We start from the raw sequence: 13803 nt of genomic DNA, 5'->3' as shown, positions 1-13803 counted from the left end.
CACCGGCAGCGCCCATCAATCGATACCGCGGGGCTGTCACCGCGCGTTCATCTGCCCGTCCTAGACTGCGCCCATCGTCAGCCAAGGAGCGGGTCATGCACCCCATTCAGCAAGCCAGCCAACACCCCGTCACGCCACACCACTCACAACATCTGGTCGGAGGCTCGATCATCGACGCCGAGGGTCGTGAGATCCCAATTACCGAGCAAATGATCCAACAGGCCTGCCGCGAACTGGAACAACGCTGGCAGGCCGCTCGACAGGCGCCCTGACTTCCTCGCGCCTCGCACAGTGCTCATGACAGGTGACAACCCAGCGCTCTGATCAGTGGCACCAGCGCCACTGCATCTTCCTCCAGTCGAATCTCCAGACCGTCGATCTCGCGGCGGTAGGGGTAGTGCTTGCGCAAGGCATCGAAGGCGGCCTTGCGCTGCACGGCATCGCCTATCAGCGAACGGCGGAAATCGGCATCGTCGCGGCGCGGGTCATATACCGCACGGCACAGGCTGGCCAGCGTCCACTCGCGGCTCGCCTCGGCGTGCAGGGTCATCGCGCCGAGCCAGGCCGGAGGCAGCAGGTCGCTCAGTTGCACCTGCTCCTCGACGCCCACGGCCTTGCAGTAAGCCTGATAGATCTGCGCCGTACCGCGCAGCTTGCCGTCCAGGCTGTAGCCGGCGATATGCGGAGTGGCGATCTGGCACAGCGCGGCCAGTTCAGGATCGGCTACGGGTTCGCCTTCCCAGACGTCCAGTGCCACTCGCAAGTCAGCACCACCCTGCAGGTGCGCCTTGAGTGCCGCATTGTCCACCACCGGCCCCCGACTGGCATTGATCAGCCAGGCGCCCGGCTTGAGCGCACACAGCTGCTCGGCACTCAGCAAATGGCGCGTTCCGGCATCCAGCGGGGTGTGCAGGCTGATCACATCGCACTCGCGCAGGATGGTCGCCAGATCGACGAAATCACCGCCCTCGGCCGCCTGGCGTGGTGGATCGCAGACCGACACCTGCCAGCCCAGGCCACGCAGTACCGCCACCAGTCGACTACCCACCTGACCGGCGCCCACCACGCCGTAGCGGCGTTCGCTCAAGGGTTTACCCGTGGTCTCGGCCATCGCCAACAGACAGCCGAGCACGTAGTCCACTACGCCACGGGCGTTGCAGCCGGGAGCACTGGACCAGGCAATGCCGGCCTCGGCGAAGTAGTCGAGGTCGAGATGGTCGGTGCCAATGGTGCAGGTGCCGACAAAACGCACCTGGCTGCCTTCCAGCAGCGCGCGGTCGACCCTGGTCACCGAGCGCACCAGCAGTACCTCGGCATCACCCAGGGCTGCTCGGTCGATAGCACGACCGGGATACCGGCTTATCGGGCCGAAAGTGGCGAAGAACTCGTCGAGCAGCGGGATGTTTTCGTCGGCGACTATCTGCATGGGGCACTCCAATCACAAGGCGCCATTCTAGGCGTTTGGCGAGCGACACGGTAAGCCGCGCTTTTCTGACCTGGGGGACAGGGCTAAACTGGCGTGCCTCTTCGCTCTTCCCGCCGGACCACCTTTCATGCCCGCCCTCTCCCACCCCGCACGCGCCCTGGCCGAACTGCGCGCCCTGCTGTCCCTCGCCACCCCGATCATCATCGCCCAGTTGGCCCACACCGCCATGGGCTTCGTCGATGCCGTGATGGCGGGCCGCGTCAGCCCACGGGATCTCGCCGCCGTAGCGCTGGGCAACTCGCTGTGGGTGCCGGTGTACCTGCTGATGACCGGCCTGCTGCTGGCGACCACGCCCAAGGTGGCGCAGCGCTTCGGCGGTGGAAAACAGGAAGAGATCGGCCCGCTGGTGCGCCAAGCGTTGTGGCTGGGCCTGGTGATCGGCTGCATCGCCTCCGTGCTGTTGTGGAACGCCAGGCCCGTGCTGCAGCTGATGCAGGTCGAGCCGGAGCTGACCGACATGTCCATGCGCTACCTGCAAGGCATCGCCTTCGGCTTCCCGGCGGTCGCCATCTACCAAGTGCTGCGCTGCTTCAGCGACGGCCTGGGTCGCACCCGTCCGAGCATGATCATCGGCATCTGCGGGCTGCTGCTGAACATCCCGCTCAACTATGTGCTGATCTATGGTCACTTCGGCATGCCGGCGCTGGGCGGCGTGGGCTGCGGCTGGGCCAGCGGCATCGTCATGTGGATGATGCTGCTGGCCCTGCTCTGGTGGGTACACCGCGCCCCTTACTACCAGGCCAGCCACCTGTTCCGCCGCTTCGACCGGCCACAGTGGCCGGTGATCCAGCGCCTGCTCTCGATTGGCGTACCAATCGGCATCTCGATCTTCGCCGAGGCGAGCATCTTCTCGGTGATCGCCCTGCTGATCGGCGGCCTGGGCGCCACCGTGGTGGCCGGCCACCAGATCGCCCTGAATTTCAGCTCGCTGGTGTTCATGATTCCCTATTCGCTGGGCATGGCCGCCACCGTGCGGGTTGGCCAGGCGCTGGGCCGCGGCCAGCCACGCGAGGCGCGCTTCTCTGCCGGCGTGGCGATGGGCACGGCGCTGGGTTACGCCTGCCTGTCTGCGAGCCTGATGTTCCTGCTGCGTCACGAGATCGCACAGATCTACACCTCGGCACCGGAGGTGATCGTCATCGCCGGCGGGTTGATCGTCTATTCGGCGCTGTTCCAGTTTTCCGACGCCATCCAGGTCACCGCGGCCGGCGCCCTGCGTGGCTACCAGGACACCCGCGCGACCATGGTCTTCACCCTGTTCGCTTACTGGGGCATCGGCCTGCCGGTCGGTTATGCACTGGGCCTGAGCGACCTGTTCGGCGAGCCCTCCGGACCCAAGGGGCTGTGGCAGGGTCTGGTGGTGGGCCTGACCTGCGCCGCCGTGCTGCTCGGCATTCGTCTGCAGCGCAGCGCGCGCCGGCACATTCGCGTTCAGTCGGCCAGCGAGACGGTGGCGGCCAGCGCCGCCCAGTAACCCACCGAGAGCAGCTCCCGCCCGGCCAGCAAATGGGCCAGGTAGCTGCTGCTCGGCGCCAGCCCTTCGCTGCGCCAGGCCGGGTTGGCGATGTAGATCCAGGCGGAGATAGCGCCGCGCTCAGTCTCGACTCGCATGCGCTCACGGCTGTAGTTGATGGGCGTACCTTCGAACACGTCCAGTTTGAGGATTTCACGCTCATCCGCCAGGCGATACAGCACGCCCTCCAACACGCCACCGGCCTGATGGCGGATATTGGCGTAGGCGCGGCCGGGCTGGTCGAGGGCGCGTTTGTTGAAGCTCAGGGCATAGCCCGGCAGGCGAGCCGCCATCATCTCCTCCACGATCAGCCCACGGGCCTGCATGCGCGCGGGATTCATGTTGGAGCCATAGGCGAAGTAGTAAGGCATGGGCGGAACCCTGGGTGCCGACGCGGCATCGATGGATCAATCGAGCTTCTTGCGAATCCAGTAGAGATAGGTGCCGGCATCCTCGCCCTGCTCCAGCAGCTCGTGGCCGAGAAACACGCAGAACTTGGGGATGTCGCGTTTGGTCGAGGGGTCGGTGGCCAGCACCTTGAGCAGGCCGCCAGCCGGCAGGTCGCGCACCTTGTTGTGCAGCATCATCACCGGCTCCGGGCAGTAGAGGCCGCAGGCGTCGAGAATGGCGTCGGGTTGCAGGGACATGGGCTACTCCAAAAAACTGGCGGCTATTGTGGCGCAAAGGGCAAGACGCGCCCAGCACGGGTAGCCAGACGGCGGACCAACAGCACGACTGGCCCGCAAAGCAGCGGAACAGCTAGCTTGGAAACCCTGAGCGCGGGGAACTAGCAACGCTGCTGGCCTGCCGGCCGCTACAGCCGGCGCAGGTGGCAGGTAACTTCCTCGCGGTCGTGGTAAAGCTGCTTGCAGGCGATGGAAACCTTGATCTTGCGCTCGGCGAAGGCGTCTTCCAGGCGCTGCAGCAGTTTGCACACCTCGGCGTAGCGCTGCTTCATCGGCAGCTTGAGGTTGACCACCGCCTCGCGGCAGTGGCCGCCACCGATCCACTCCTCGACCATTGCCGTGGTGCGCGCCGGTTTCTCGACGATGTCGCAGACCATCCAGTTCACCGGCTGCTTGGGCTTCCAGGTGAAACCGTCGGCCATCAGATGGGTGACCAGACCGGTGTCCATCAGGCTCTCGGCCATGGGGCCGTTGTCGATGGCGGTCACCAGCATGCCGCGCCGAACCAGCTGGTAGGTCCAACCGCCGGGCGCAGCACCCAGGTCGACACCGGTCATCTCGCCCGACAGGCGCGTGTCCCATTGCTCGCGCGGGATGAAGGTATGCCAGGCCTCCTCCAGCTTGAGGGTGGAGCGACTCGGCGCTTCGCGCGGAAATTTCAGCCTTGGGATGCCCATCGGCCAGACCGCCTGATTGGCGGCCTCGGCAATGCCGAGAAACACCTCGCGGCCGCTCTTGAAGGTCAGCAGCAGACGCGGCTTGCCGGAATCCTCGACCAGCTTGCCGGCCTTCTCCAGCGCCTTGCGCAGCGGACCCTCGAACTTCTTGCAGAAGTTCGACAACTCCTTGCCCTCGTTGGTATCGAACACTTCCAGCCACAGGTTGCCGCACACCGGGTAATCGGCCAGCGCCTGCAGCAGCACGCTGATACGGTCGGTCTCCGGCAACGGCAGGTAGTCGCCGCGCGCCCACTGGCGCGGGAAGATCAGCTTGCTGAAGCGCAGGGCCTGCATCAGGCGCTCGGCGCCACCGGGCTCGAGGCAGGTGAACTCGGCATGGGCGCTGTTCGGTTTGGCCTTGGCGTAGCCGGCCACACCCAGCCGCGCGGCATGGTCGCTGATCTCGGAGCAGACTTCGCCTTCGAAACCGGGGCGGCAGTGCAGTAATACAACGTTCATCGGTGGTTCTCCTCAAGCCGCGCATGATAGCGAAGTCGGGAACCCCAGGCGCGCCCTACCGGTCCAGACCAGTGGCAGGAGCTGGCCCGACGGTCTAGTTTCAGAAGTTCAACCGAGCAGGAGTTGTCTCATGCCCTCCCTGGATAGCCTGAATTGCCGACGTGAACTGAAGGTGGGCGCAAAGACCTACCACTATTACAGCCTGCCGGAGGCCGCCAAGAGCCTCGGCGACATCGACCGACTGCCCATGTCCCTCAAGGTGCTGCTGGAAAACCTGCTGCGCTTCGAGGACAACGTCACCGTCAGCCCCGCCGACATCCAGGCCATGGTCGCCTGGCTTGGCCAGCGCGCTTCCGAGCACGAGATCCAGTACCGCCCGGCGCGGGTGCTGATGCAGGACTTCACCGGCGTGCCGGCGGTGGTCGACCTGGCGGCCATGCGGGCCGCCATGGCCCAGGCCGGTGGTGATCCACAGAAGATCAACCCGCTGTCGCCGGTAGACCTGGTGATCGACCACTCGGTGATGGTCGACAAGTACGCCTCACCCGCCGCTTTCACCCAGAACGTCGACATCGAAATGCAACGCAACGGCGAGCGCTACGCCTTCCTTCGCTGGGGGCAAAACGCCTTCGCCAACTTCAGCGTGGTGCCGCCGGGTACCGGTATCTGCCACCAGGTCAACCTTGAGTACCTGGCGCGCACCGTGTGGACCAAGGATGAAGACGGCGCCACCTTCGCCTTCCCCGACACATTGGTGGGTACCGACTCGCACACCACCATGGTCAACGGCCTCGGCGTGCTCGGCTGGGGCGTGGGCGGCATCGAAGCCGAAGCAGCCATGCTCGGCCAGCCGGTGTCGATGCTGATTCCCGAGGTGATCGGCTTCAAGCTCAGCGGCAAGCTGCGCGAAGGCATCACCGCCACCGACCTGGTGCTCACGGTCACCCAGATGCTGCGCAAGAAAGGCGTGGTGGGCAAATTCGTCGAGTTCTATGGCGACGGCCTGGCCGATCTGCCGCTGGCTGACCGCGCCACCATCGCCAACATGGCCCCGGAATACGGTGCTACCTGCGGCTTCTTCCCCGTAGACGACATCACCCTTGGTTACCTGCGTCTGTCCGGTCGCCCGGAAGACAGCGTGCAGTTGGTGGAGGCCTATGCCAAGACCCAGGGCCTGTGGCGCGTGGCCGGCCACGAACCGGCATTCACTGACAGCCTGGCGCTGGACCTGGGCGAAGTCGAAGCCAGCCTGGCCGGCCCCAAGCGCCCGCAGGACCGCGTACTGCTTTCCAACGTGCCGCACGCCTTCGACGAGCTGACCGACCTGCAGCTCAAGCCGCCAGCCCAGGAGGAAGGCCGCCTGCTCAGCGAGGGTGGCGGTGGCGTGGCCGTCAGCAATGCGGCCCAGGTCGGCGAGGCCGAATACCACTATGAAGGTGTCACCCATCGGCTGCAGCATGGTGCCGTGGTGATCGCCGCCATCACCTCCTGCACCAACACCTCCAACCCGAGCGTGATGATGGCCGCCGGGCTGCTGGCGAAGAAGGCGGTGGAAAAAGGCCTGCAACGCAGGCCCTGGGTGAAGAGCTCACTGGCGCCCGGCTCGAAGGTGGTCACCGAGTACTTCAAGGCTGCCGGGCTGACGCCCTACCTCGACCAACTCGGTTTCGATCTGGTCGGCTATGGCTGCACCACCTGCATCGGCAACTCGGGCCCCCTGCTCGACCCGATCGAAAAGGCCATCCAGCAGAGCGACCTGACGGTGGCCTCGGTGCTCTCCGGCAACCGCAACTTCGAGGGCCGCGTGCACCCGCTGGTGAAGACCAACTGGCTGGCCTCGCCACCGCTGGTAGTGGCCTATGCCCTGGCCGGCAGCGTGCGGGTCAACCTCACAGAGGACCCGCTCGGCACCGGCAAGGATGGCCAGCCGGTGTACCTGCGCGACATATGGCCGAGCCAGCAGGAGATCGCCGAGGCGGTCGCCAAGGTCGATACCGCCATGTTCCGTCGCGAGTATGCCGAAGTGTTCGCCGGTGACGCCCAGTGGCAGGCCATCTCCGTACCCCAGGCGGCCACCTACGAATGGCAAGCGGATTCTACCTACATCCAGCACCCGCCGTTCTTCGAGAACATCGCCGGGGCGCCGCCACATATCGGTGACATCAAAGATGCCCGGGTGCTCGCCCTGCTTGGTGACTCGGTGACCACCGACCACATCTCCCCCGCCGGCAACATCAAGCAGGAAAGCCCTGCCGGCCGTTACCTGAGCGAGCACGGCGTGGCGCCGGTGGACTTCAACTCCTACGGCTCGCGGCGCGGCAACCACGAAGTGATGATGCGCGGCACCTTCGCCAACATCCGCATCCGCAACGAGATGCTCGGCGGCGAGGAAGGTGGCAACACCCTGCACCTGCCCGGTGGCGACAAGCTGGCGATCTACGATGCGGCCATGCGCTACCAGGCCGAGGGTGTGCCGCTGGTGATCTTCGCCGGCAAGGAATACGGCACCGGCTCGTCCCGCGACTGGGCGGCCAAAGGCACCAACCTGCTCGGGGTGAAGGCGGTGATCGCCGAGAGCTTCGAACGCATCCACCGCTCCAACCTGGTGGGCATGGGCGTGCTGCCGCTGCAGTTCAAGAACGGCCAGGATCGCAAGAGCCTGGGCCTCACCGGTCGCGAGAAAGTCGACATCAGCGGCCTGGACAATGTCGAGTTGCGCCCACACATGACCTTGACCCTGGATATCCAGAGCGAGGACGGCAAGCAGCAGAAGGTCGAGGTGCTCTGCCGCATCGACACGCAGAATGAAGTGGAGTACTTCAAAGCCGGCGGCATCCTGCACTACGTGCTGCGCCAGTTGCTCAAGGAATAGCTGCCGGAAGCATGAAAAAGGGGCGCCAGAGGCGCCCCTTTTTCATTACGCAGGCATCGCTTGACGATCAGCCAACCGTGGCCGACTGCACCTGGGTGCGACCGTAAACATCCTCCAGACGCTCGATATCGTCCTCACCCAGATAGCTGCCGGACTGCACCTCGATGATCTCCAGCGGGATCTTGCCGGGGTTGGCCAGACGATGCACCGAGGCAATCGGGATGTAGGTCGACTGGTTCTCGGTGAGCAGGAAGGTCTTGTCGTCACAGGTCACCTGAGCGGTGCCGGACACCACGATCCAGTGCTCGGCGCGGTGGTGGTGCATCTGCAGCGACAGCTGCGCACCTGGGCGCACGGTAATGTGCTTGACCTGGTGGCGATTACCGTTGTCCACCGAGTCATAGCTGCCCCAGGGACGGTAAACAGCGCAGTGACTCTGGGTTTCCTGACGGCCCTGAGCATCCAGGGTGTTGACCAGCTTCTTGACGTCCTGCACAGCGTTCTTGTTGGCGATCATGACCGCGTCCTTGGTCTCGACCACCACCACGTCGTCCATGCCGATCAGGGTCACCAGCTTGGACGTGCCATGCACGAAGCTGTTGTGGCTGCAGTGAGTGACCACGTCGCCCTTGAGCACGTTGCCGTCGCTGTCCTTCTCGTGCACGTCCCACAGCGAAGACCAACTGCCCACATCGTTCCAGCCGGCGGCCAGAGGTACCACGCAGGCGCGGGTAGTCTTCTCCATCACGGCGTAGTCGATGGAGTTGTCCGGGCAGCACTCGAAAGTACCGGCGTCGATGGTCACCACGCCTGCAGCAGACTGGCTGCGCTCCATGGCAAGCACGCAGGTGTCGTAGATATCCGGCTCGTGGCTGCGCAACTCGTCCAGGTAGCGGCTGGCCCGGAACAAGAACATGCCGCTGTTCCAGTAGTAGCCGCCGCTGCGCACGAATTCGGCAGCACGCTCATGGTCCGGCTTCTCGACGAACTGCTGAACGCGGAATGCACCCGGCACTAGGTCATCGCCATCCTCGCTACGCGCTGCCTTGATGTAGCCAAAACCGGTTTCCGGGCTGTTGGCGGGAATGCCGAACAGCACCATCTCTCCCTCCTCGGCGGCGACGCGTGCCAGCTCCAACGCCTTGCGCAGGGCCAGTTCGTCGTCGATCACATGGTCGGCCGGCAGCACCAGCATCAGCTCATCACGCCCCTCGGCGACCATCTGCAGGGCAGCCATGGCCACCGCTGGCGCGGTGTTGCGGCCGAATGGCTCGAGCAACATGCCCTGGGTGGAAACACCTATCTTGTCGAGCTGCTCGTTGACGATGAAGCGGTGCTCGAGGTTGCACACCACGGTAGGCTTCTGCATGCCATCGAAGCTCAGGCGCTGCAGGGTCTGCTGGAACAGGGATAGCTCACCGGTGAGGGCGAGGAACTGCTTGGGGTACATCTTGCGGGACAGCGGCCAGAGGCGCGAGCCGCTACCACCAGAGAGGATTACCGGGATCATGTAGTCATTCTCCATTCAATGTCTCTGTTGTTCCCGTGCCAGGCATTCGCCCGGCCGGGCATGTACATCAGGACCAAACTCAAGGCAGTTGCCCGGAAAACAGCTGGGTCAGGTCACCACCGAGCCGGTAGGTGCTCAGTGGCTCGAGGGAACGCCGCCACGCATCGGTGCCTTTAGAGCACCGGTACAACGCGCAGTAAGGCTCCAGCCAGGCGAACCGGCTGCTCTGCTGCAGATCGACTTCTTGCTGCTCGAAGCCGGTTTTTTCTTGGAATACCTTCGGGTCATTCAGGCCTGCCTCCAGCTTGTGGATCAGGCGCTGCAGCGCACCGTCATCCTCGCCGCGCAGATCCAGGCCATTGGCGTTGGCGAAGGCGGACACCATCAGCAGCGGCGCGACGCTGTAGTTGTGGTAGGACAGCGCACGGGTCTCGCGTACCAGCTCACGTGGCAGGTAACCGTCATCGGTGATCTGATCGACGCCGCGCCGGTACTGCTCAACCGACCAGTCGAACAGATCGCGCCGATCGAGGATCACGGCGCTGGCCATCACCGACCAGGCCGCCCAGTAGTTGTGGTTGTTGCTGCGCTCCTTGGGGTACGCATTCCAGTCGCTCACCACCTTGTCGGCGAGCTTGCCGAACCAGGCCTCCACCTTGCGGCTCTGCTCGGTGTGCGAGGCCAGTGGCTGCGAGGTGGAGAACTTCAGCTGCAGGTAGGCTCCTGCCAGACTGCCCAGTGTCCATTTGCGCACCGACATGCCGGTGTGGTTGTGCTCGTCGTTGAGCAGTGCGCCGGCATCGGCCCAGTTCTCCAGCCAGGCCATGGTGCAGTTCACTTCCTGCGGGCGACCATATTTGAAGTAGCGACCCACCATTCGATTGACGCCCTTCTCCATCTCACGCATGTCATCGGTCAGCTTGAGATAGCGTTTCTCTGCGGCCGGGTTGAGCTTGTCGCGCGCCTTGTCCGAGCCCTGGTACTTGCTGGGGAAATCCAGCGCACCGGTGTAGGCCGGCGGCGGCACTTCGCACTCGCGCGGCTTGCCCTGTGCCTCGGGCGCGGCGCGGTAGTAACCGGTGGGAGCCACCAGCGTCGAAGACCCGCCCGCCCCGCCATTGTCGGTGGGCGAGCAGCCCGCCAGCAGTGCGCTGAGCACTGCGGCGGTCAGGGTCAGACGCCTTGGCATCTCCCCAATCACTCGGCGCCCGCCGGGCGCTGCACCCACACCGGGGTCAGGCTGGAGCCACTGCCGGTAACGTACAGAGCGGCCACTTCGCCACGCTCAAGCACCAGCTGGTTCAGGTCGCTGACCTTCTTGTCACCGGCGAACAGAGCCAGGCGCACCTTGACCGGATTGATTTCACGGTCGCCACGTGCCTTGCCAGCCACGGCCGGGACCACTTCGGTCTTGCCGTCGGCAGTCTTCAGGCTGACCGCGGTGTCGGACAGGTTCTGAATGCGCACCAGAGCCTTCTGACGGTTCTTGAAGGTCGGGTCCTCTACCAGATTCAGCTCACCGCTGGGCATCTGCACCAGGGTGTAGTACTGGTTGGCCTTGAGGTTCACCGGCAAGTTCTTGCCTGCGGCGCTCGCGCTGTAGCTGCCGGCGGGCAGGAAGGAGAAATCACTGCTGGCGCGCGGCGCAACGTCCTTGATGCTGACCGAGCCAAGGCTCAGGTCAAGCTCCGATGAGCCGGCGTTGTAGGCCCGGACGAAGGCCGAGCCGGCCGGCGCGGTCGGGCCGTAAAGGCCGCCTTCGTCGGCATGGGCGCTATTGATTGCGACGCTGAGGCTCAGGCAGCCCAGTCCCAGAGCCAGCTTGCGAAGGGTGGTTTGCATGGTCATCTTCCTTTTGTGGGTACTCATTGGGCCGCCACGGGTTTGGCGGAGCCTTTCACGGCCAGATGCTCGGCCGGTTCCTGGCCGGAGCCCAGCTGGGCCAGCCATTGCGGATCGAATTCACTGAGGTCGCTGGACAGGGTCAGGTAGCGCTCCGGTACCTCCCACAGCACCAGCTTGAGGTCACGGGTTTCTTCCTCCCCCTTGGCCAGCAGGCGCAGCATCGGCACCAGAGGGCCGTGGCCGTCTTCGGCGTAGTTGTAGAGATCGGAGCCCAACGCCTGGCGCAACGCGCCGACGAAGTTCCATTTCGGGTTGGCGCTGTAGCTGGTGCCGACCAGGGCCACCTGCGGGGCGCTGTCGCCGAACAGGTCGTCGCCACCACCCTCGCCACTCTGCTCGGTCAGCCGTTTCTCCAGCGGCTCCTTGGCTGGTTGCATGGCGGCGAAGTACGGGTCCAGCGGCAGGTAGCTCAGCAGGTCTCCCTTATGGGTTTCGCTACCGACCTTGCGGGTGTCGTAGCTCAGCTCACCCTGCTGCCACAGCTTGCGCTGCAGCAGGTCTTCAGCCACGGCGCGGGCGGCCAGCTCGGCGCCCAGCGGGGTCCAGTGGGTATCGGTACGCAGGAACACCAGGCCCTGGGATTTGCCATCCTCGAGCACATCGAACAAATCGGCGCCCTGCAGGCCGAGCTGGTCGAGTCGCTCACGCGCCTGGTCGTACAGCGCCTGCTGTTGGGCTACCGGACGCTGCTCGGCGACGAATTCCGGGTACAAACGCGCTTTGGCCGGCAACAGCACGACCTGCAACTGGATCCCGCGGCGTTGCAATTCGTCGCGAACACCGCTGATCAGCTTCCAGTTGTCCTCAACCTGGTTCGGCTTGATCGCCGGCTTGAACTCCTCACTGGTGAACAGCCAGCCATCACGGCCGATCACCACACCCGGTCGTCCTTCGCCGAACAGCCCATATTCCAGAGCGGCCCAGGCATTGGTGCCGAGCTCCTTGACCGGGAAACCCTTGTCATAGTGCTTCTCGATGGCGTGGGTCAGCTTGCCATTGAGGAAAGTGGTCTCCGACGCTGCCGAGAAGCGAAACAGATTCGGCATGGAGGCCAGCGACAGTGCCACGAGCGTCAGCATGAAGATGCCGCTGTAGAGGATGTGAATGGTGCGCATATCGGCTCCTCCTCAGAACTGGAAATACAGGAAGGGTGAAAAGCTTTGCGCCGACAGTTTCAGGACCGAGGCGACAAACAGCAGCAGGACCAGAATCCGCCCAAGCGCCACCGCATAGGCCGGAGCGACACCGGCGGCTACCGCGGTGGCGCCGCCCAGCGGTGCCAGGGTGCCCTCCTCGCCAGCCTTGGCCTGGGGTGCGCGACTGGCCAGGGGATTGGCGTAGAACTGGCGGATGCCGAAGAAAGCGATCACACCGTAGGCCAGTACCAGGGTGCCGATCTGCAGGCTGGTCAGCTGAGCCAGGGTGAGATCGGACAGACGCCAGTCCGAGAACTCGAACATGGCCGCGTACATGCGCCAGGCGACGTCGAGGTTCTCGGCCCTGAAGATCACCCAGCCAATCACCACCAGCAGGAAGGTGAAGGCCCACTTGAGCGGGTTGATGGTGCGCGGCGCGGCGTCGGTGCCAAGCGCGCGCTCGATGGCCAGCCACATGCCGTGCCACGCCCCCCAGATCACGTAGGTGAAGTTGGCGCCGTGCCACAGGCCGCCGAGGAGCATGGTCAGGAACAGGTTGCGGTATGTGGAGAACGTACTGCCGCGATTGCCGCCCAGGCTGATGTAGAGGTAGTCGCGCAGCCAGGTGGACAGGCTGATGTGCCAGCGCCGCCAGAACTCGGTGATCGACTGGCTGATGTAGGGCTGATTGAAGTTCTCCATGAAGCGGAAGCCCATCATCAGGCCCAGGCCGATGGCCATGCTGCTGTAGCCGGCGAAGTCGAAGTACAGCTGCGCGGTATAGGCCACCGCGCCCAGCCATGCCTCGCCCGTGGTCGGGTCGGACAGCGCGAAGCAATGGTCGGCGATGGGCGCCACGCTGTCGGCGATGAACACCTTCATGATGAAGCCCTGCATGAAGCGCGTGCAGCCCTCGGCGAACTTGTCCACCGTGTGGGTGCGGTGGTTGAACTGGTCCACCAGGTCGCGGAAGCGCAGCACCGGGCCGGCGATCAGGTGCGGGAAGATCGCCACGAAGGCCGCGAAGTCGATCAGGTTATGCGTCGCCGGCGTATCGCCGCGGTACACATCGATGATGTAGCTGATCGACTCGAACACGTAGAACGAGATGCCGATCGGCAACAGGATGTGGGTCAGCACGAAGGGGTCCATGCCGAACGAGCTGACCACCATGTTGAAGCTTTCGACCCCGAAGTTGGCGTACTTGAAGTAGCCCAGCACACAGAGGTCGACCACCACGCCGACTATCAGCCAGCGCTGGGCCTTCTTGGTTCGCACCCCGGCCTCACCGATGCGCAGACCGATCCAGTAGTTGAATACGGTGACGGCGATGAACAGGGTGAGGAAGTCCACCCGCCACCAGGCGTAGAAGATGTAGCTGGCAATCAGCAGCAGCAGATTGCGATGGCGATTCCCGCTCAGGTAATAGAGGCCGAGAAAGAGCGGCAGGAACAGGAACAGGAACACGTTGGACGAGAAAACCATCCTAGCTTCTCCAGAAAAGAGGTTGACCCAGG

12 protein-coding genes are annotated in these 13803 nt (G+C 64.4%); 3 read left to right on the top strand and 9 right to left on the bottom strand.

Annotated elements, in window-relative coordinates; translation table 11 throughout:
- Window positions 1-95 precede the first annotated feature (95 nt).
- The gene (locus IB234_RS19030; protein ID WP_192320846.1) at window positions 96-272 is read left to right on the top strand and encodes a PA1571 family protein; all 177 of its coding nucleotides are present in this window, start codon (window positions 96-98) and stop codon (window positions 270-272) included.
- A gap of 23 nt (window positions 273-295) precedes the next feature.
- Here IB234_RS19030 and pdxB read toward each other — a convergent pair whose 3' ends face one another.
- Entirely contained in the window at window positions 296-1426 is a 1131-nt protein-coding gene (pdxB, locus tag IB234_RS19025) for a 4-phosphoerythronate dehydrogenase PdxB (protein WP_192320844.1), read from the bottom strand.
- A 127-nt stretch (window positions 1427-1553) separates the two neighbouring features.
- Here pdxB and IB234_RS19020 point away from each other — a divergent pair, with 127 nt between their 5' ends.
- On the top strand, window positions 1554-2960 hold the full coding sequence (locus IB234_RS19020; protein ID WP_192320842.1) for an MATE family efflux transporter: 1407 nt from the start codon (window positions 1554-1556) through the stop codon (window positions 2958-2960).
- Here the strand turns inward: IB234_RS19020 and IB234_RS19015 are convergent.
- From IB234_RS19015 to rlmM, 3 genes are all read right to left on the bottom strand, one after another.
- The gene (locus tag IB234_RS19015) at window positions 2918-3370 is read right to left on the bottom strand and encodes a gamma-glutamylcyclotransferase family protein (RefSeq protein WP_192320840.1); all 453 of its coding nucleotides are present in this window, start codon (window positions 3368-3370) and stop codon (window positions 2918-2920) included. The genes IB234_RS19020 and IB234_RS19015 overlap by 43 nt on opposite strands.
- A 36-nt stretch (window positions 3371-3406) precedes the next feature.
- Entirely contained in the window at window positions 3407-3646 is a 240-nt protein-coding gene (gene tusA / locus IB234_RS19010) for a sulfurtransferase TusA (RefSeq protein ID WP_192320838.1), read from the bottom strand.
- A 167-nt stretch (window positions 3647-3813) separates the two neighbouring features.
- Complete coding sequence (rlmM, locus tag IB234_RS19005; RefSeq protein ID WP_192320836.1) at window positions 3814-4863, bottom strand: 23S rRNA (cytidine(2498)-2'-O)-methyltransferase RlmM; 1050 nt, start codon at window positions 4861-4863, stop codon at window positions 3814-3816.
- Window positions 4864-4993: 130 nt separating this feature from the next.
- Here rlmM and acnA point away from each other — a divergent pair, with 130 nt between their 5' ends.
- Window positions 4994-7735 carry an aconitate hydratase AcnA gene (gene acnA, locus IB234_RS19000; protein WP_192320834.1) on the top strand — a complete coding sequence of 914 codons (2742 nt, stop codon included), beginning with the start codon at window positions 4994-4996 and terminating at the stop codon, window positions 7733-7735.
- Window positions 7736-7802: 67 nt separating this feature from the next.
- Here the strand turns inward: acnA and IB234_RS18995 are convergent, their stop codons facing one another.
- From IB234_RS18995 to IB234_RS18975, 5 genes are all read right to left on the bottom strand, one after another.
- Window positions 7803-9245, bottom strand: a complete 1443-nt coding sequence (locus IB234_RS18995; protein ID WP_192321038.1) for a mannose-1-phosphate guanylyltransferase/mannose-6-phosphate isomerase — start codon at window positions 9243-9245, stop codon at window positions 7803-7805.
- A 79-nt stretch (window positions 9246-9324) separates the two neighbouring features.
- A complete protein-coding gene (locus IB234_RS18990; protein WP_412547931.1) occupies window positions 9325-10422 on the bottom strand; it encodes a mannuronate-specific alginate lyase in 1098 nt (365 codons plus the stop codon).
- 20 nt (window positions 10423-10442) lie between these two features.
- The gene (locus IB234_RS18985; protein WP_192320830.1) at window positions 10443-11093 is read right to left on the bottom strand and encodes an alginate O-acetyltransferase AlgF; all 651 of its coding nucleotides are present in this window, start codon (window positions 11091-11093) and stop codon (window positions 10443-10445) included.
- Between the two features lie 17 nt (window positions 11094-11110).
- Window positions 11111-12265 carry an alginate O-acetyltransferase gene (locus tag IB234_RS18980; protein ID WP_192320828.1) on the bottom strand — a complete coding sequence of 385 codons (1155 nt, stop codon included), beginning with the start codon at window positions 12263-12265 and terminating at the stop codon, window positions 11111-11113.
- A 12-nt stretch (window positions 12266-12277) separates the two neighbouring features.
- On the bottom strand, window positions 12278-13771 hold the full coding sequence (locus tag IB234_RS18975) for an MBOAT family O-acyltransferase (RefSeq protein ID WP_192320826.1): 1494 nt from the start codon (window positions 13769-13771) through the stop codon (window positions 12278-12280).
- Between the last annotated feature and the right edge of the window lie 32 nt (window positions 13772-13803).

The organism is Pseudomonas sp. PDM16 (genome assembly GCF_014851865.1).
Taxonomy (GTDB): Bacteria; Pseudomonadota; Gammaproteobacteria; order Pseudomonadales; family Pseudomonadaceae; genus Aquipseudomonas.
Note: the sequence above shows the minus strand (reverse complement) of the source record. Positions and strands in the feature narration are given on the sequence as shown.